13 protein-coding genes and 1 pseudogene are annotated in these 19,143 nt (G+C 54.0%); 8 read left to right on the top strand and 6 right to left on the bottom strand.

The window, feature by feature from the left end:
• Window positions 1-289 precede the first annotated feature (289 nt).
• From FGL10_RS05610 to FGL10_RS05600, 3 genes are all read left to right on the top strand, one after another.
• The gene (locus FGL10_RS05610; protein ID WP_003709163.1) at window positions 290-1,639 is read left to right on the top strand and encodes a DUF2868 domain-containing protein; all 1,350 of its coding nucleotides are present in this window, start codon (window positions 290-292) and stop codon (window positions 1,637-1,639) included.
• 169 nt (window positions 1,640-1,808) lie between these two features.
• Window positions 1,809-2,048 (top strand): hypothetical protein, encoded by a 240-nt coding sequence (locus FGL10_RS05605; RefSeq protein ID WP_003709161.1) that lies wholly within the window; start codon window positions 1,809-1,811, stop codon window positions 2,046-2,048.
• Window positions 2,049-2,231: 183 nt separating this feature from the next.
• Window positions 2,232-3,572 (top strand): DUF3482 domain-containing protein, encoded by a 1,341-nt coding sequence (locus tag FGL10_RS05600; RefSeq protein ID WP_003709158.1) that lies wholly within the window; start codon window positions 2,232-2,234, stop codon window positions 3,570-3,572.
• A 150-nt stretch (window positions 3,573-3,722) separates the two neighbouring features.
• Here FGL10_RS05600 and infB read toward each other — a convergent pair whose 3' ends face one another.
• Genes infB through rimP form a run of 3 tightly spaced genes read right to left on the bottom strand, consistent with a single transcriptional unit; the run spans window position 3,723 to window position 8,585 of the window.
• A complete protein-coding gene (infB, locus tag FGL10_RS05595) occupies window positions 3,723-6,611 on the bottom strand; it encodes a translation initiation factor IF-2 (protein ID WP_036475137.1) in 2,889 nt (962 codons plus the stop codon).
• 12 nt (window positions 6,612-6,623) lie between these two features.
• On the bottom strand, window positions 6,624-8,126 hold the full coding sequence (nusA, locus tag FGL10_RS05590; RefSeq protein WP_003709153.1) for a transcription termination factor NusA: 1,503 nt from the start codon (window positions 8,124-8,126) through the stop codon (window positions 6,624-6,626).
• A gap of 27 nt (window positions 8,127-8,153) precedes the next feature.
• Window positions 8,154-8,585: a ribosome maturation factor RimP gene (gene rimP / locus FGL10_RS05585; RefSeq protein WP_003709151.1), complete on the bottom strand. Its 432-nt coding sequence runs from the start codon at window positions 8,583-8,585 to the stop codon at window positions 8,154-8,156.
• Between the two features lie 356 nt (window positions 8,586-8,941).
• Here rimP and serC point away from each other — a divergent pair, with 356 nt between their 5' ends.
• The 4 genes and pseudogenes from serC to FGL10_RS05565 all read left to right on the top strand — a co-directional run bounded on the left by serC (window position 8,942) and on the right by FGL10_RS05565 (window position 12,708).
• Window positions 8,942-10,048: a phosphoserine transaminase gene (gene serC, locus FGL10_RS05580; protein WP_003709147.1), complete on the top strand. Its 1,107-nt coding sequence runs from the start codon at window positions 8,942-8,944 to the stop codon at window positions 10,046-10,048.
• 7 nt (window positions 10,049-10,055) lie between these two features.
• Window positions 10,056-10,378: pseudogene (locus tag FGL10_RS12555) on the top strand (hypothetical protein).
• 62 nt (window positions 10,379-10,440) lie between these two features.
• Window positions 10,441-12,075: a phosphoethanolamine transferase gene (locus tag FGL10_RS05570; RefSeq protein ID WP_036475136.1), complete on the top strand. Its 1,635-nt coding sequence runs from the start codon at window positions 10,441-10,443 to the stop codon at window positions 12,073-12,075.
• A gap of 75 nt (window positions 12,076-12,150) precedes the next feature.
• Entirely contained in the window at window positions 12,151-12,708 is a 558-nt protein-coding gene (locus FGL10_RS05565; RefSeq protein ID WP_003709142.1) for a nitroreductase family protein, read from the top strand.
• Between the two features lie 392 nt (window positions 12,709-13,100).
• Here the strand turns inward: FGL10_RS05565 and FGL10_RS05555 are convergent, their stop codons facing one another.
• Entirely contained in the window at window positions 13,101-13,856 is a 756-nt protein-coding gene (locus FGL10_RS05555) for a formylglycine-generating enzyme family protein (protein ID WP_003709140.1), read from the bottom strand.
• A gap of 177 nt (window positions 13,857-14,033) precedes the next feature.
• Window positions 14,034-15,206, bottom strand: a complete 1,173-nt coding sequence (gene nirK / locus FGL10_RS05550; RefSeq protein WP_003709138.1) for a copper-containing nitrite reductase — start codon at window positions 15,204-15,206, stop codon at window positions 14,034-14,036.
• Between the two features lie 371 nt (window positions 15,207-15,577).
• Between nirK and FGL10_RS05545 the strand changes: the two genes are divergently transcribed.
• On the top strand, window positions 15,578-17,833 hold the full coding sequence (locus FGL10_RS05545; RefSeq protein WP_003709135.1) for a nitric-oxide reductase large subunit: 2,256 nt from the start codon (window positions 15,578-15,580) through the stop codon (window positions 17,831-17,833).
• Window positions 17,834-17,934: 101 nt separating this feature from the next.
• Here the strand turns inward: FGL10_RS05545 and FGL10_RS05540 are convergent, their stop codons facing one another.
• Entirely contained in the window at window positions 17,935-19,119 is a 1,185-nt protein-coding gene (locus FGL10_RS05540; protein WP_036469753.1) for an LD-carboxypeptidase, read from the bottom strand.
• Window positions 19,120-19,143: the final 24 nt, after the last annotated feature.

Below are 19,143 nucleotides of genomic sequence, written 5' to 3'. Positions count from 1 at the left end.
TATTTTCGCGCGGTTTGTTTGATTCGGGGAAATATTTTGAAAATTTTTAGTGTTTTCTCGATACGGAAAATAATCTTAAGGCAAGCAAGTTGGAAGGGGCTTATTTTATCGTTGTAAAGTTTATATATTTCGGCAGCGCGGTATTCCGCCCGCCGCCTGTCAAGCCGTTCCTGCCGTCGGGGCGGAGGGGACGGCGTTATCGTAAAATCTTCCGGGGTGCGGGCTTTGCGCGGCATCTGCCTGAAAATGGGTGTGTTAAAATCCGTTTTTTATTTTCAGACGGCATTTTATGTTGAATCCTTCCCAAAAACTGGTTGAATTGGTCCGCATTTTGGAAGAGGGCGGCTATATTTTCAGCGGCGATCCTGTGCAGGCGACGGAAGCCTTGAGCCGTGTGGAAGGCGGTATCGGCGGGAAAATGGTACGCCGTGCCGAGATGGTCGATCGGGATCATATGTTGCGGAACACTTTGGAAAATGTTCGCGCCGGTTCGTTTTGGTTGTGGGTGGCGGCGGCAACGTTTATGTTTTTTACCGGTTTTTCAGGTGTGTATCTTTTGATGGACAGCCAAGGGCTGAATTTCTTCCTGATTTTGGCGGGCGTATTGGGTATGAATACGCTGATGTTGGCGGTATGGCTGGCAACGCTGTTCCTGCGCGTGAAAGTGGGGCGGTTTTTCAGCAGTCCGGCGACGTGGTTTCGGGGTAAAGATCCCGTCAATCAGGCGGTGTTCCGGCTGTATGCGGACGAATGGCGGCAGCCTTCGGCGCGTTGGATTGCCGGTGCGGCTTCGCACAGTTTGTGGCTTTGCACATTGGGCGGGATGCTGGTGTCGGTATTGCTGCTGCTTTTGGTGCGCCAATATACCTTCAACTGGGAAAGCACGCTGTTGAGCAATGCCGCTTCGGTACGCGCGGTGGAAATGCTGGCGTGGCTGCCGTCGAAACTCGGTTTTCCCGCACCGGACGCGCGGGCGGTGGTCGAAGGCCGTCTGAACGGCAACATCGCCGATGCGCGCGCGTGGTCGGGTTTGTTGGTCGGCAGCATTGCCTGCTACGGCATCCTGCCGCGCCTGCTGGCTTGGTCGCTGTGCAAAATCTTTTTAAAAACAAGCCGAAGCAGTCCGGATTGGGAGAAGCCTTATTATCAGGCGGTCATCCGCCGCTGGCAGAACAAAATTACCGATGCGGATACGCATCAGGAAACCGTGTCCGCCGTTTCTCCGAAAATTATCTTAAACGACGCGCCCAAGTGGGCGGTGATGCTGGAAACCGGGTGGCACGAAGGGACGTGGTTTGAAGGCAGGCTGGCGCAGGATTGGCTGGATAAGGGCGTGGCGGCGAATCGTGAAGAAGTTGCCGCGCTGGAGGCGGAGCTGAAGCAGAAACCGGCGCAACTGCTCATCGGCGTGCGCGCCCAAACCGTGCCGGACCGGGGCGTGTTGCGGCAGATTGTCCGGCTTTCGGAAGCGGCGCAGGGCGGGGCGGTGGTGCAGCTTTTGGCGGAACAGGGGCTTTCAGACGGCCTGTCGGAGACATTGGAACATTGGCGCAGTGCGCTGTCAGGGTGCGGCGCGGCGTGGCTGGAACCCGACAGGGCGGCGCAGGAAGGCCGTCTGAAAGCCGGCAAACATACCTGACGCGCCTGCCAGGCCGCCATTCTGAAAAACCGTTTGAAAATCTGTTTTTTTAAAAACAGGCATTCCGTTGATGCAACCTTGATTAGTCTGACAAAATACCTTTGTAATACAAACAATTTAGACGTATGTTCCCGAATATTCAATTGATCTTAATTAATGGGACTAGGTAATGACAAGTATATTAATATTTGAAGTGATGGTTATGGATGAGAATATTCTATTAGAAACGATAGGAAAACATAATCAAGCATTCAATACTGATTTTGAAGTAATTAAAATAGATTATGACGAAGCTATTTTTTGTACAATTCAAGTTTCAAAATACACTTACGCAGATTTATTTAATTTAGGGCATCACTTATCTATTGTGGAACATTTGATGCGCGAGCGTGGTGAAACTGATTGGTAAATTATCGTAGCTTGTGTCAGCCGTAGCAAGCAAGGTAGGTATACAACTTATTGCCCATGCCCATACATTCAGTTTTTTCATGTATATTCAATGCTATCAATTTCCGCCCGAATGGAAATAAGCGGCTTTTCCCTTGTAAACGGACGGAATTGAGCGAGTATTCAAGCACAGCAAAAAAATATTATGGACAAACAACCCCTTTCCCTCGCCGTCGTGGGGCACACCAACACCGGCAAAACCTCGCTCCTGCGCACCCTGTTGCGCGACAGCGGCTTCGGCGAAGTCAAAAACGCCCCATCCACCACGCGCCATGTTGAAGAAGCCGCGATTACTGACGGTGTCGACACGCTGCTGTACCTGTACGATACGCCCGGACTCGAAGACGCGGGCGGTGTTTTAGAATGGCTGGAAACCCATACGGATACGCGTTCAGACGGCATCGAGCGGCTGCAACAGTTTCTCGGCAGCCACGGCGCACACCATGACTTCAATCAGGAAGCCAAAGTCTTACGGCAAGTCTTGCAAAGCGATATGGCAATGTATGTCATCGACGCGCGCGAACCCGTTCTCGACAAATATCGGGATGAATTGACCATCCTTTCATGGTGTGCCAAACCGGTTATGCCCGTGTTCAACTTTACCGGCGGACAGCTTCCCGAAGCGTGGACGGCTATGCTGGCGCGGAGAAACCTGCACGTTTTCGCAGGGTTCGACACTGTCGCCTTTGATTTTGAAGGCGAATTGGATTTATGGAACAAACTCGCCACTATGTTGCCGCAACAAGGCATCATCGACCGCCTGACCGCCGCCCGCCGCCGCGAATGGACGCGTTTGGACAAAGAAGCGCGGCACGAAATCGCCGACTTTTTAATTGATGCTGCCGCCTTCAGGCAGGAAGTGGACGAAAACGAGGATACCGCCACCGTGTTGCAAACCATGCAGGCGGAAATACGCCAACTCGAACGGCAGATGCAGCAGCGGCTGTTTGCCCTCTACCGTTTCTATCACAGCGAAATCGACGGCGGCGACTGGATGCCGCAAGCCTTCCGTCAAGACCCGTTCGACAGCGAATTGCTCAAACAATACGGCATCCGCACCGGCACGGGCGCGGCAACCGGCGCACTCATCGGCTTGGGGCTGGACATCGCCACGTTCGGCGGCTCGCTCGGCTTGGGGACGGCAATCGGCGGCTTTTTGGGCGGCATCCTGCCCAATACCCGCACCATTTCCGACAAACTTACCGGCCGCCAAACCTTACACACCGATCCCGAAACCCTGACCCTGCTCGCCGCCCGCGCCCTCGGTTTGCTCCACGTCCTGCAAACGCGCGGACACGCGGCACAATCGCAAGTCGGGTTGCACAGCCTTAAAGCCCCTTGGATGCCGGACAAACTCCCGCCCGAACTCCACAAAGCCCGCAGCAGGTGGAAATGGTCGTCCCTCAATACGCACCGCCCCGAAACCGGCCGCGCCGAACGCAGGGAATATGCGGAGAAGCTCGGGATACGCTTGGCGGGCAAATAATGCCGTCTGAAGCCGGTTTGCGGCAGCCGGGCGGGCGTGCAATCGGGATGGGGTGCTGCGGACGGCGGTAAAAAAACGGGTTCTGCAACATACAGAACCCGTTTTCTGATGCCGTCTGAAGGCTTCAGACGGCATTTTTCCGCATCAAAATCACAGGGTGCGTGCCACTTCGACGATGTCGAAGCATTCCAGTTGGTCGCCTTCCATAATTTCATTGAAGCCTTTAATCATCAGACCGCACTCAAAGCCCATACGGACTTCTTTAACATCGTCTTTGTAGCGTTTCAAAGACGACAACTCGCCGGTATGGATGACCACGTTGTTGCGGATGAGGCGGATATGGGAATCGCGTTTGACCACGCCGTCGGTAACCATACAGCCTGCAATGTTGCCGACTTTGGAAACGGAGATGACCTGACGGATTTCGACCGTGCCGGTAACCTGTTCTTTCTCTTCCGGAGAGAGCATACCGCCCATCGCCGCCTTCACGTCGTCGATGGCATCATAGATGATGTTGTAGTAACGGATTTCCACGTTTTCATTTTCGGCAAGTTTGCGCGAAGAAGCGTCCGCACGCACGTTAAAGCCGATGATGAACGCGCCGGACGCGATGGCGAGGTTGACATCCGATTCGGTAATGCCGCCCACGCCGCTGTGCAACACGTTCACTTTCACTTCGTCTGTGGACAGTTTTTTCAGGCTGCCCGCCAAAGCCTCGTAAGAACCTTGCACGTCTGCCTTGATGATGACCGACAAAGATTGGGCCTGGGTTTCGCCCATATTGTTGAACATATTTTCCAGCTTTGCCGCCTGCTGTTTGGCAAGGCGCACGTCACGGTATTTGCCTTGGCGGAAGAGGGCGATTTCGCGCGCTTTTTTCTCGTCCGCCAACACCATCGCGTCTTCGCCCGCGTTCGGAACGTCGGACAAGCCGAGGATTTCGACCGGGATGGACGGCCCGGCTTCGGTAATGGATTTGCCGTTTTCATCGACCATCGCGCGGATTTTGCCGAATGCCGTACCGGCCAGCAGCATATCGCCTTTTTTCAGCGTGCCGCTTTGAACCAGCAATGTGGCAACCGCGCCGCGCCCTTTGTCTAAGCGCGCCTCAACGATGATACCTTTGGCAGGTGTATCGACAGGTGCGGTCAGTTCCAATACTTCGGCTTCGAGCAATACGGCTTCGAGCAGCACGTCGATGTTCGTCCCTTTTTTGGCGGAAACGTCGATAAACTGCACCGTGCCGCCCCAATCGTCGGGGATAACTTCGTGCTGGGTCAGCTCTTGGCGGATACGTTCGGGGTTGGCGGCATCTTTGTCGATTTTGTTGACGGCAACCACAATCGGAACGCCTGCCGCTTTGGCGTGGGCAATCGCTTCGATGGTTTGCGGCATCACGCCGTCGTCGGCGGCAACCACGAGAATCACGATGTCGGTTGCTTTCGCACCGCGTGCGCGCATAGCGGTAAAGGCTTCGTGGCCCGGGGTATCCAAGAAAGTAATCACGCCGCGCGGCGTTTTGACGTGGTACGCGCCGATGTGCTGCGTAATGCCGCCTGCTTCGCCCTGTACCACTTTGGCGCGGCGGATGTAGTCCAGCAGCGAGGTTTTACCGTGGTCGACGTGGCCCATCACGGTAACCACCGGCGGACGCGGCAATGCCTCGGCTTCCACTGCTTCCGCGCCCTCGTCCAAGAAGGCTTCCGGGTCGTCCGCTGCGGCGGGTTTGCCGATGTGTCCGAGTTCTTCCACCACAATCAGGGCGGTGTCTTGGTCGATGGATTGGTTGATGGTTACCATCATACCCATCTTCATCAGGGCTTTGACCACTTCCACATCTTTGACCGCCATTTTGTGCGCCAAATCGGCAACGGTAATGGTTTCGGGAACCAAAACTTCATGAACGACGGGTTCGGTCGGTGCTTGGAAGGCGTGCTGGTTCGGCTCGAGTTTGAGTTTTTTGCCTTTTTTGCCGCTGCGTACGCGCTCGTCGTCGCCGTTGCGGGCATTGTTGCGGTCGCGTCCGCCTTTTCCGCCTTTGCCTTTGGCGTTGCGGCCTTGACCTTCGTCATCGCGGTTGCGGCGGTCTTCTTTTTTCGCTTTTGCCGGATTGACAGGTTTATTTTCGACGACCGGAGCGGCTGCCTGCGGTTTCTCGGCAGGTTTGGCGGGACGCTGTCTGCCGGTTTTGGCTTCCTGTGCGGCTTTTGCCTGTTGTTCTGCCTGTTGTTTCATGGCTTCGCGGCGTGCCTGGCGTTCCTGTTTCTCTTTCAACAGGGCTTCCTGGTGGGCACGAAGTGCGGCGGCGCGGCGTGCTTCTTCATCGCGTTGCGCCTGTTCTTCCGCGCTGACCACGGGTTGCGGGGCGGCAGATGCGGCAGGTTTCGCCGGTTTTTTGGCATCTTTGCCTTTGCCGTTTCGCTCGTGTTTCGGCTTGGCGGCTTTTTCTTTGGGTTCGGCGGGTTTTTCAGACGGCATTTTGTCGGCTTGGGCTTTTTCCGCTTTGCTTTCTTCGGCGGGTTTGGTTTCCGCCGCAACGGGTGCGGTTTCGGCTTTTGCTTCGGTGGGTTTCTGTGCGGCGGCCTTGGCTTTGCCGCCGGCTTTTGCCGCTTTCAGTTTTGCCGCTTCGGCTTCCGCTTTGGCGCGTGCTTCTGCGCGTGCGGCAGATTCGCTTTCTGCTTTGTCCGCATCTTCCGTCATTTTTTCCGTCCGGACCGGAGATGTTTGGACTTGCGAGGCTTTTGCCTGCGCTGCCAGCTCTTCGGCAGAAGGAATGTTGACGGTACGTCCGCGTTTGCGTGTTTCGACTTTTACGCCGTCAACGGTGCTGACTTCGGTTTTGGTGCGGCGGATGCTGATGGTACCGCCGTTGCTGCCGTTTTTCTTGGTCAGATAGGCGTTTAGAAGCTGTTTGTCGTCCAGCGTCAGGGAATCGCCGCCGCCGGTTTTGCTGACACCTGCTTCTTTTAATTGTTTCAACAGGTCTTCGACGGGGCGTTTCAGTTCGGCGGCAAATTGTTCTACGGTTGTGTTATTCATCTGTACCCCCTTTTATTTGTCTTCGGTAAACCAGTGTTCGCGCGCGGTCAGGATGACGGCTTTGGCGGTTTCTTCATCGATGCCGGTAATTTCAATCAGCTCGTCGACGGACAGTTCCGCCAAGTCGTCGCGTGTGGTTATGCCGGCTTCGGCAAGGTTGCGGAGCATATCCGCATCCACGCCTTCGAGGTTGCGCATATCGTCGGATACTTCGCCCAGTTTTTCTTCGGCAGCAATCGCCATCGTCAGGATGGCATCGCGGGCACGGTTGCGGAGCATATCGACGATTTCTTCGTCAAATCCTTCAATGGCAAGCAGTTCGGCGGCGGGGACGTAGGCGACTTCTTCCAGGGTTGCAAAGCCTTCTTGCACCAATACGTCGGCGGTTTCTTCGTCCACGTTCAAGTGATCCATAAACAGGCGGCGGATGGCGGCATCTTCTGCCGCATTGCGTTCGTCCGCCTCGGCGGAAGTCATGATGTTGAGCTGCCAGCCGGTCAAATCGGAGGCGAGGCGCACGTTTTGACCGCCGCGCCCGATGGCGAGCGCGAGCTGGTCTTCGGCAACGATGACATCGACGGCGTGTTTGTCTTCGTCGATCACGATGCGGCTGACTTCTGCGGGGGAAAGCGCGCTCATCACGAATTGCGCGGGTTCGGGCGACCAGAGGACGACATCGATGCGTTCGCCGGACAATTCGTTGCTGACCGCGTTGACGCGCGAACCGCGCACGCCGATACAGGTGCCTTGCGGATCGATGCGTTGGTCGTTGGCTTTGACGGCGACTTTGGCGCGTTGGCCCGGGTCGCGGGCGACGGAGCGGATTTCCAAAAGGCCGTCTGAAATCTCAGGCACTTCGTTGGCGTAGAGTTTTGCCAAAAAGTCGGCGGAGGTGCGGCTCAGGATGACTTGTTTGCGCCCCGTGTTGCCGATTTCTTCGACGCGTTGGAAGAGGGCGCGGATGCGGTCGCCGCTGCGGAAGTTTTCGCGGGGGATGGACTGGTCGCGCGGAATCAGCGCATCCAGTTTGCCGGCGACGACTTCGACGATGATGCCGTGGCGTTCGACACGTTTGACCGTGCCGGCAACGATGTCTTCCCGGGTGGCGAGAAATTCGTTCAGGTTTTGTTCGCGTTCGGCATCGCGGATGCGTTGCAGGATGATTTGTTTGGCGGTTTGCGCGGCTTGTCGGCCGAAACCTTCGTTGGGCAGCTGCTCTTCGTAGTATTCGCCGATTTGGATGGCGGTGCCGGGGATTTCTTCTTGGATTTCCTCGATGGTTTTTTCGACATCGGGATAGGTATAGTCTTCGTCGGCGACAATCAGCCAGCGGCGGAAGGTTTGGTATTCCCCGGTGTCGCGGTCGATTTGTACGCGCACGTCCATATGTTCGCGCCCCGCCTTTTTCTTGGCGGCGGTAGAGAGTGCGAATTCCAAGGCTTGGAAGACGACTTCGGCATCAACGTTTTTTTCGCTTGCCAGCGCTTCTGCCAGTTGCAACATTTCACGGCTCATTTTGAATATCTCCAATATTGTTGTGTTTTAAAATTTGAATTTGGGGCGCAGGCGGGCTTTGTCGATGTTGTCCAACCCGATTTGCACGGTTTTGCCGTCGAAAGAAACGGTAACAGTGTCGTTTTCGCAGCCTTCGATTTTGCCGATAAAGTTTTTCTGGCCGTCTATCGGCAGGCGTGTTTTGATTTTGGCGTTCTGGCCGGCAAAGCGCACGAAGTCGGCGGCTTTTTTCAGCGGCCGGTCGAGTCCGGGGCTGGAAATTTCCAGATTTTTATAATCGATGTCTTCCACCATAAACACGCGGCTCAAATGGTTGCTGACGGCGGCGCAGTCTTCGACGGTAATGCCGCCTTCCTTATCGATGAACACGCGCAGCGTCCCTTGTGCGGTCAGTTCGAAATCGACCAGTTCGTAGCCCAAGCCGGGCAGGGTTTTTTCGAGGATGGTCTGAATATCCATACGGCTCCCTAAAGTGCATAATAAAAAAATGGCCGGGCGGCCATTTTTCGTTGGGATTGAAAAATTTTCGGGATTATAACCCTTTTTGCGGAGAAATGAAAGCGTTGATTTGTTTTATATTTTCCAATTTGAAAAAATGGCTGTCCGGCAATGGTTTTTGAAAGGGGGCGGCATTGCCGGCAAAATTTCCGGCAGATTCGGTTTTTTGCCGTTTAATCTTTTTTGAATCAGCGCGTTGTTTCTTTTCCCGGCTGCCGGCGTGTTTTGTTGCACGGGGGTGGGTGTTCCCCCGTCTTGCATAAAGCCCGCCCCAAGCCTAAAATCAGGGCATTTTTTTGACAGTTTGGGGCTGCGTTATGTCTCTTTATCCGATTTACAATTTTTCCGCCGGCCCCGCCGTATTGCCCGAAGCCGTGTTGGAAACGGCGCGGCAGGAAATGTCGGATTACAACGGTACGGGTTTTTCCGTGATGGAAATGAGCCACCGTTCGGATATGTTTTTGAGCATCCTGCATCATGCCGAACAAGACCTGCGGCAGCTTTTGAACATTCCGTCCGACTATAAAATCCTGTTTTTACAGGGCGGGGCGACCACGCAATTCAATATGGCGGTTTTGAATCTGGCACGCGGTTTCCGCACCGCCGACGCGGTGGTAACGGGCAACTGGAGCCGTACCGCCTATGAGCAGATGGGGCGGCTGACCGATACGGAAATCCGTTTGGCGGCGCACGGGGGCGAGCAATATGCCTATAAAAACCTGCCTGCGGTGGAGGATTGGGATGTCGATCCGAATTCCGCATTTGTCCATTTTGCGATTAATGAAACCGTAAACGGCCTGCAGTATCAAAACGTCCCCAAGCTTTCAGACGGCCTGCCGCCGCTGGTGTGCGATATGTCGAGCGAAATTTTGTCGCGCGAGTTTGATGTGTCCGATTACGGCTTGATTTATGCCGGCGCACAGAAAAACATCGGGCCGGCAGGGGTTACGGTGGTCATTATCCGTGAGGATTTGCTTGAGCGTTGTCCGAACGATATTCCCGATGTGTTCAACTACCGTTCGCACATCAACCGCGACGGTATGTACAACACGCCGTCAACTTACGCGATTTATATGTCGGGGCTGGTGTTCCGCTGGCTGCAGACGCAGGGCGGTGTGAAAAAAATTGAAGCGGTCAATCGGATAAAGGCGCAAACCTTATACGAGGCGATAGACAGCAGCGGCGGTTTTTACATCAACGATATCCATCCTGATGCGCGCTCCAAAATGAACGTGGTCTTCAAAACCGCGAGCGGGGATTTGGATCGACGCTTTGTGTTGGAAGCCGAGTTGCAGGGCTTGTGCCTGCTCAAAGGCTATAAAACCGTCGGCGGTATGCGTGCCAGCATTTATAATGCGATGCCGCTTGAAGGCGTGCGGGCTTTGGCAGATTTTATGCGCGATTTCCAACGGCGTTACGGTTGATGTCCCGATGCCGTCTGAAAGCGGTTTGCGGCTGCAGACGGCATCGGCTGTTTCGGCGTTTTCTGGCGGCGTTCCGGTGCGGCGGTAGGGGGTAAGGCTGCGCTGCCGGTGTTTTTATTCCGGGCGTGATGCTGTTTGCGCCGGACTGTCCCGCCGGGTTTTTCAAATATGAAATGTGTTGCCCTCGCTTTTCCGGCAAGGGCGTTTTCCGCCCGGTTCGAATCTTGCTTCCGGTGTTTTTATGTCTGCCGGATGTTTGAATGGCGGGCAGAAACCCCGCGCCGCCTACTCGTTTTCTTGCCCCTCTTTGCCCCGTTGCCTTATAATTAAGAATCTTTTTCAATAATCCGGATTCCGGATGCCTTTTCCAACCCTTATCCGACATATTCCAAATGATAAAACCGAACCTGAGGCCGAAGCTCGGCTCTTCCGCGCTGATTGCCTTTCTTTCCCTGTATTTTTCGCTGGTATTGAATTACGCCTTTTTTGCCAAAGTTGTCGAGCTTCATCCTTTTAACGGCACCGGGGCGGATATCTTCCTCTATACGATGCCGGTGGTGCTGTTTTTTTTAAGTAATTTCGTTTTTCACGCCATTGCCCTGCCTTTTGTGCATAAGGTATTGATTCCGTTGATATTGGTTATCAGTGCGGCGGTATCTTACCAAGAAATATTTTTCAATATCTATTTCAACAAGTCGATGTTGAATAATGTCTTGCAAACTACGGCTGCCGAAAGCGCGCGCCTGATTACGCCGGGTTATGTGCTGTGGATTGTATGTTTGGGCGTATTGCCCGCGCTGGCGTATATCGCCGTCAAGGTCAAATACCGCGTTTGGTATAAGGAGCTTTTGACGCGCCTTGTGCTTGCCGCCGTTTCCTTTTTGTGCGCGTTGGGCATCGCGATGTTGCAATATCAGGATTACGCCTCGTTTTTCCGCAACAATAAATCAGTAACCCATTTGATTGTGCCGTCTAATTTCATCGGCGCGGGCGTGTCGAAATACAAAGATTGGAAGCGTTCCAATATTCCTTATACGCAATTGGATATGGCGGTCGTGCAAAACCGCCCGGCCGGCAGCCTGCGCCGTTTCGTGGTGCTGATCGTGGGCGAGACCACGCGTGCCGCCAACTGGGGTTTGAACGGTTACAGCCGCCAAACTACGCCGCTGCTTGCCGCGCGCGGCGATGAAATTGTCAATTTCCCGCAGGTCAGAAGCTGCGGCACATCGACCGCGCACTCCCTGCCGTGTATGTTCTCAACCTTCGACCGCACGGATTATGACGAAATTAAAGCCGAACACCAGGACAACCTGCTGGACATCGTGCAGCGCGCCGGCGTGGAAGTTACCTGGTTGGAAAACGATTCCGGCTGCAAGGGCGTGTGCGGCAAAGTACCGAATACCGACGTTACCTCGCTCAACCTGCCCGAATACTGCCGCAACGGCGAGTGCCTCGACAATATCCTGCTGACCAAGTTCGACGAAGCCCTCAACAAAAACGATAAAGACGCGGTTTTGATTCTGCATACCATCGGCAGCCACGGGCCGACGTATTACGAACGCTACACCGAAGCCGAGCGCAAATTCACGCCGACCTGCGACACCAACGAAATCGACAAATGCGCCCGCGCCACGTTGGTCAACACTTACGACAATACGGTTTTGTATGTGGACCAGTTTATCGACAAGGTTATCCGCAAACTTGAAAACCGCGACGATTTGGAAAGCGCGGTGCATTATGTTTCCGACCACGGCGAAAGTTTGGGCGAAAACGGGATGTACCTGCACGCCGCGCCTTACGCCATCGCGCCTTCCGGACAGACGCATATCCCGATGGTTATGTGGTTTTCCAAAGCCTTCCGCCAACACGGGGGCATAGATTTCCAATGCCTCAAGCAAAAAGCGGCGGAAAACGAATATTCGCACGACCACTATTTCAGCACGGTATTGGGGCTGATGGACATTTCAAACAGCCAAACCTATCGGAAGGATATGGATATATTGGCAGCCTGCCGCCGTCCGCGCTGATGCCGGATATGCCGTCTGAAGCCTTCAGACGGCATATGTGTCCGAACACCCGACCGACGACCGGAGTATAACGATATGGATGCTTTAAAATTATTGACGAACCGCCGATCTTCCAAAAAGCTGAAGCCCCCCGCCCCCGATGCGGCGGAGTTGGAACAAATATTGCAGGCGGCAACCCAAGTTCCCGATCACGGCAATATGCGCCCCTTCCGCTTCACCGTCATCCGGACCGAAGCCGGATTGCAACGTTTCCGCCGTATCTTGGCGCAGACGGTTACCGAATTGAATTTCGGCGCGGAGGCGTTACAAAAGGCTGAAAAAGTAGGCAATATGGCGCCGATGGTCATCGGGGTAACGTTTGCGCCCAACCGGGAAGTCGCCAAGCCGAAGCCGGAATGGGAGCAGATGCTGACGGCAGGCTGTGCGGCGTATGCCTTGCAGCTGGCGGCAACGGCGCAAGGTTTCGATAATGTGTGGATAACGGGAATGTGGGTCAACAGCCCCTTGTTGCGTGAGGCTTTCGGATGTGCGGATAAGGATAAAATCATCGGGCTGATGATGATCGGCACGCCGACAGAGGAAGCGCATAAGCCCAAAAATACCGATTTGGAAGCGTTTGTCAGCCATTGGTAAACGGAATCTCAAACAAAATGCCGTCTGAAAGGCTTTCAGACGGCATTTTGTTTGAAAAATCAGTGCAAGCGCATAAGTTATAGCGGATTAACTTTAAACCGGTACGGCGTTGCCCCGCCTTAGCTCAAAGAGAACGATTCTCTAAGGTGCTGAAGCACCAAGTGAATCGGTTCCGTACTATTTGTACTGTCTGCGGCTTCGCCGCCTTGTCCTGATTTAAAGTTAATCCACTATAAAACATCGGCGGTATTTTGTCAGGTTCGCCGCAAGATAAATCTGTTTTCCGGTAAGCATCTGCCGGATTGCACGACTGTGAGACAACCCCATAATTTTTCAGGAAAAAACAGCGGTACTTTTCAGTACCGCCAAAGCTGCTTTGGTAATTGAAGGGGTTATCGGCTTGCGCAACGGAAGCCCAAGTTGTGCAGGACGTATTTGGATTGCAGGCTGGTGCGGATGCCGTAGCGGAGGAAGGCGGCATAGTTGGACGGATCGCTCGAACCGACAGATGCGCCGCTGCAAAACATTTGCGCGTTGGCATTGCCGGAAGAAAGCAGGCTGCTGTTGAAATCTTCCGTCCATTCCCAAATCAGCCCGTGCATATCATAAACGCCCCAGTAGTTCGGGCGGCCTTTGCCGACATCGTGCAGGCCTTTCCGTCCGCCGTCCGCGTACCAATCAAGAATAGTGCGGTTGTAGCCGGGTTCGTTTGAGCCGTTTTTCTGCGTGGCGGAGGCAAGTCCGGCAAACTCCCATTCGTCGATAGTCGGCAGGCGTTTGCCTTGTGCGGCGCAATAGGCGTTGGCGGCAAACCAGGAAACATTGGTAACAGGCTGTTTCAATTCGCTTGCTTTTGGTGCATAGCTGCGGCTGCCGTTTTTCATCCAATGCTTCAGGTAAGCAGGCTCTGCCTGTTTGGAGCCGATCCTGCCTTTTTGCCATTGGGGGTGGCTGTTGACAAATTCGGCAAACTCGGCATTGGTAACGGGATATTTATCCAGTTTGAACGGTTTGACTTTAATCAGGCCGGTGTCTTTTTTCAGATAAAGCGGGCGGTAGCTGCCGCCTTCGATTTGGGCCATTTCGGCAGCCGCCGCTTGGGTGCCGGCGAGCACCGCGCCGAGGAAAAATAACCGGACATACTTCATAAAGCCTCCTGACAGGCGGTTAACATTGATTTTTCAGACGGCATTTTAAACGAAAGCCGCGAATGCCGTCTGAAGAATCAAGTTCCCAAAGTAGAAAGGTTGATGATTAAAAAACCACTGCCGTGCGTAATGAAGTACGGCGGCAGTGGTTTGTTCCGCTAATGACGGGTATCCGATTTAATAAACGCTTTTTTCGGATGCAGAGGCTGCCGGGGCGGAAGCTGCGGGAGCGGAAGCGGCAGAAGCCGCACCATTGCCGGCGTAAGCGGTATCACTCAATTTTTGAGTCATAATTTCAGGGTTTTCCGCACCCTCTACTTTCAATTGACCCAACGCGCCTTTGTTGAATGCGCGGAAGATGGAGTGGTCGACCAAAGTGTAGCTGCCCGGGATGTCGACTTTGAATTCGACAATGGCAGAGCCGCCGGCAGGAACGATGGTGCTTTGTACGTTTTCGTTAATCAGCTTGCCGCCTTCAACATAAACTTTGTCGAAGATTTCGCCGATGACGTGGAAGGAGGATACCAGGTTCGGGCCGCCGTTACCGACGTACATACGCACGGTTTCGCCTGCTTTGGCTTTCAGCGCGTTGTCGCCGGCGATAGAACCTACGTGGCCGTTGAATACGACGTATTCAGGCTGTTCGGCGACGGCTTTGTCCATATCGAACGGTTGCAGGCCTTGCGCGCCTTTTTTGCCTTTGGTGTAGAAGTCGCCTTGGACGATGTAGAACTCTTTATCCACTTTCGGCAGACCTTCTTTAGGCTCGACCAAAATCAGACCGTACATACCGTTGGCGATGTGCATACCGACCGGCGCGACGGCGCAGTGGTAGATGTACAGACCCGGTTGCAGGGCTTTGAAGCTGAATGTGGAAGTGCGACCCGGAGCGGTAAAGGTTGCGGCTGCACCGCCGCCCTGGCCGGTAGCCGCGTGGAAGTCGACGTTATGGGGAACAGTAGAAGACGGGTTGTTGGAGAATTCGACTTCAACCGTATCGCCTTCGCGTACGCGGATCATACGGCCCGGAACGTCGCCGTCAAATGTCCAGTAGCGGTATTCCACGCCGTCGTCCATTTTCATGGTTTTTTCGACGGTTTCCATTTTTACGCGGACTTTGGCAGGGTAGTCGCGGTCGATTGCAGGAGGCACTTCGGGAGCGTGGGTGGTAACCGCATCGATAACGGGCAGTTCGCCGGACGGCGTTTCGGCAGCAGTTTGTGCGGCGGAGCTTGCGGCTTCTGCGGAAGCGGCAGGGGTTTCGGCAGGGGCTTGCGCGGCAGGTTCGCCGCCGCAGGCGGCTAAGGCGAATAAGGAAGCAATCATTGCGGCTAATGCTTGGCGTTTCATAATGTTTTCCTTTTGTAAGAAAAGTAGGGAGATTGGTTAAGAACTGACGTGATTATGCGGTTGCTTACTTATGTATATTTTGATTTAGGTCAAGTAATTCAATAAATATGAACTTAAAATGACACTTCTAATACTTTATAACTACTAAAAATTACAATAAATAAGCTGATTTACCGGGTGCTTCGGCAAATCAGGCAAAGGCAGGGCAGTTTTTGAGTGAAGAATAATGATAGTTATTATCATATATGTATTTGTTTTATATGCGGGTTTGTTTGAACAAATATTTATTTGCGCGGTAAACCGTGCTACAATCTTTAACATTCATATTCTGTGAATTTTAAACAACTGCTTTATTAAAAGGAGCTCTCAAAATGGGACAGTACAAGAAGCTGTGGTACTTGCTGTTCGCCGTTCTGGCGGTATGCTTTACCATTCTCGGCTATATGGGCAGCGAGGTTTATAAGAAAGCCCCGCCTTACCCCGAACAGGTCGTTTCCGCATCAGGCAAAGTGCTGATGACGAAAGACGATATTTTGGCAGGTCAGTCTGCATGGCAGAGTACCGGCGGTATGGAAGTCGGTTCGATTTTGGGTCACGGCGCATATCAGGCTCCGGACTGGACGGCCGACTGGCTGCATCGTGAGTTGGTTGCCTGGTTGGATTTGACCGCGCAACAGACTTACGGCAAAAAATTTGATGAAGTTTCCCCTGAAGAACAAGCCGTTCTGAAAACCCGCCTGGCTGACGAATACCGCAACCAAAGCCGTGTGAAAGAAGACGGCAGCGTCGTCATCAGCGATACGCGCGTGAAAGCCATCGAAAGCATCCTGCCTTACTATCACGGCGTTTACGGCGACGATCCCAAGCTGCAAACCACCCGCGAACACTTTGCAATGAAAAACAACACATTGCCAAGCCAAGAAGCGCGTGAAAAACTGTTCGACTTCTTCTTTTGGACTTCTTGGTCTGCTTCGACCAACCGTCCCGGCGAGGTCTTTACCTACACCAACAACTGGCCGCACGAGCCTTTGATCAACAATGTGCCGACCACTGAAAACTATATGTGGTCGTTTACCAGCGTTGTTCTTCTGCTGATGGGCATCGGTTTGCTGATGTGGGGTTATTCCTTCCTGACCAAACACGAGGAAGTGGAAATCCCGGCTGAAGATCCGATTTCCAAAATCCAACTGACCCCTTCGCAAAAAGCATTGGGCAAATACGTCTTCCTGACGGTCGCCCTGTTCGTGGTACAAGTATTGTTGGGCGGCCTGACCGCGCACTATACCGTCGAAGGTCAGGGTTTCTACGGCATCGATGAGGCGTTGGGCTTTGAAATGTCCGACTGGTTCCCCTATGCCCTGACCCGTACTTGGCACATCCAATCCGCCATCTTCTGGATTGCAACCGGCTTTTTGACGGCAGGTTTGTTCCTCGCGCCGATTGTCAACGGCGGCAAAGATCCCAAGTTCCAACGTGCAGGCGTGAACTTCCTCTATATCGCCCTGTTTATCGTGGTCGGCGGTTCTTACGCGGGCAACTTCTTCGCGTTGACGCACATCCTTCCCCCCGAATTTAACTTCTGGTTCGGACACCAAGGTTACGAATACCTCGATTTGGGACGTTTCTGGCAACTCCTGTTGATGGTCGGACTGCTGTTGTGGCTGTTCCTGATGTTGCGCTGCACGGTTTCCGCCTTCAAAGAAAAAGGCGTGGACAAAAACCTGCTGGCAATCTTTGTCGCTTCTATGGTCGGTGTGGGCGTGTTCTACGCACCGGGTCTGTTCTATGGCGAAAAATCCCCGATTGCTGTAATGGAATACTGGCGTTGGTGGGTGGTTCACCTGTGGGTGGAAGGCTTCTTCGAAGTATTTGCCACTGCCGCCTTTGCCTTTGTCTTCTACAATATGGGCTTTGTCCGCCGCAGTACCGCCACTGCCTCCACTTTGGCCGCTGCCGCCATCTTTATGTTGGGCGGCGTTCCGGGCACGCTGCACCACCTGTACTTCTCCGGCTCTACCTCCGCCTCTATGGCAATCGGTGCCTGTTTCTCCGCTTTGGAAGTCGTGCCGCTGGTGTTGCTGGGCCGTGAAGCATACGAGCATTGGTCTTACCAACACCTGTCCGACTGGGCGAAACGCCTGCGTTGGCCGCTGATGTGCTTCGTGGCAGTCGCCTTCTGGAATATGATCGGTGCAGGCGTATTCGGCTTCCTGATCAATCCGCCGATTTCCCTGTTCTATATCCAAGGTTTGAACACTTCTGCCGTTCACGCGCACGCCGCCTTGTTCGGTGTGTACGGTTTCTTGGCATTGGGCTTCGTATTGCTGGTTGCCCGTTATTTGAAACCGAACGCGCAGTTTGACGACAAACTGATGACTTGGGGCTTCTGGTTGCTCAACGGCGGCTTGGTCGGTATGATTGCCATCAGCCTGCTGCCTGTCGGCGCGATTCAGGCATACGCCTCCATCACGCACGGTCTGTGGTATGCACGCAGCGAAGAGTTCATGCAAATGGAAATCCTCGACACCCTGCGCTGGGTTCGTACTGCCGCCGACTTGATCTTTATCGGCGGTGCAATCTGCGTTGCCATCCAAGCTACTAAAATCGTATTCGGCCGGGACAAATAAGTTTCAGCCCGAAAATGGAAACCGCACCTGCCATCAGGTGCGGTTTTTTTACAGGAAAATGCCGTCTGAAGGCTTCAGACGGCATTTGTCCGTTTGCGGGTTTATTCCGAAATATCGGCAACACCGCTTTCGGGGAAGATAGGCAAATCCGGCGGCGGGAGCAGGGTATCCAAAGTCAGGGCGGACGCATCGAGTGTGGGATAGCCTTCAAACGCGACCGAATAGCCGCCGTTTCCGTTCATACGGATTCGGGCGTGCGCGCCTAGAGGGAAAGTGATTTTGTCGGCAATGTGTCCGAACGGGAAGCCCGTCAGCACGGGGATTTTCGCCGTGCGCGAAATATGGTTGGCAACGGCGGAAAAATCATAAGACGGATCATAGACATCTCGAATTTTTTCCATACGGAAATTGCCGAACACGATGGCGCGCTGTTTCTTCAAAATACCCGAAAGATACAGCGTATTGAGCATACGTTCGATGCGGTAGGGCTGTTCGCCGACATCTTCGAGGAACAAAATGCCGCCGTCGATGTCGGGCATATAAGGCGTGCCGGCGAGCGAGGCGAGGACGCTTAAGTTGCCGCCCCACAACGTGCCTTCGGTTTCGACATCGGCGCGTTGGATATAAGGAACATCAACGGTCAGGCGGTTTTGGGTTACCCCCTTGATAAAGGCATCCATCGTAAACGCACCGGGGGCGGGTTTGCCAAAATCGCTATAAGCCATCGGACCGGCAAAACTCATCATATTGCCTTTTGCCAAGAGTGCCAGCTGGACGGCGCAAACATCGCTGAATCCGAAAAACAGCGTACCACGTTCGCGCATTCTTGCGCCGAGTGAGGCAAAATCAATATGCGGCAGAATGCGTGCCGCACCATAACCGCCGCGCAAACCCATCAGAACTTTAGGTGTGGCGACGCGGCCCGAAGCGACCTCTTGGAAATCGGCGGCACGTTGTGCGTCCGTACCGGCAAACCGTTGGAAGCGGCGGCTGCCCGCCTGTTGGTTGGTTACGGTAAAACCGGCATTGTAAAGGCGGGTTAAGGCTGTGTTGACACGGTTGGTGTCTTCGGCAAATCCTGACGAAGCGACAACGCGCAGAAGGTTGCCGTCCGAACTTTGACGGCGTGGCGTTTGGAGAGGCACGGTTCGGGCTTTCACAACGGAATGGGAAGAGGGAAGGGGCGGAACGGATGTGGCGGATGTGCCGCAAGCCTGAAGCAGCCCCGCGCCTGCGGCGGCGGTGCAGGTTTTCAGAAAACGGCGGCGGGAGGTCGGTTCGGTCATAATTTCCCTTTCATACGGTTTCAG

Origin of the sequence: Neisseria lactamica (genome assembly GCF_901482445.1) — a bacterium.
Classification (GTDB): Bacteria; Pseudomonadota; Gammaproteobacteria; order Burkholderiales; family Neisseriaceae; genus Neisseria; species Neisseria lactamica.
The sequence above is the reverse complement of the archived record's forward strand: the minus strand, read 5'-3'. Positions and strand labels throughout refer to the sequence as shown.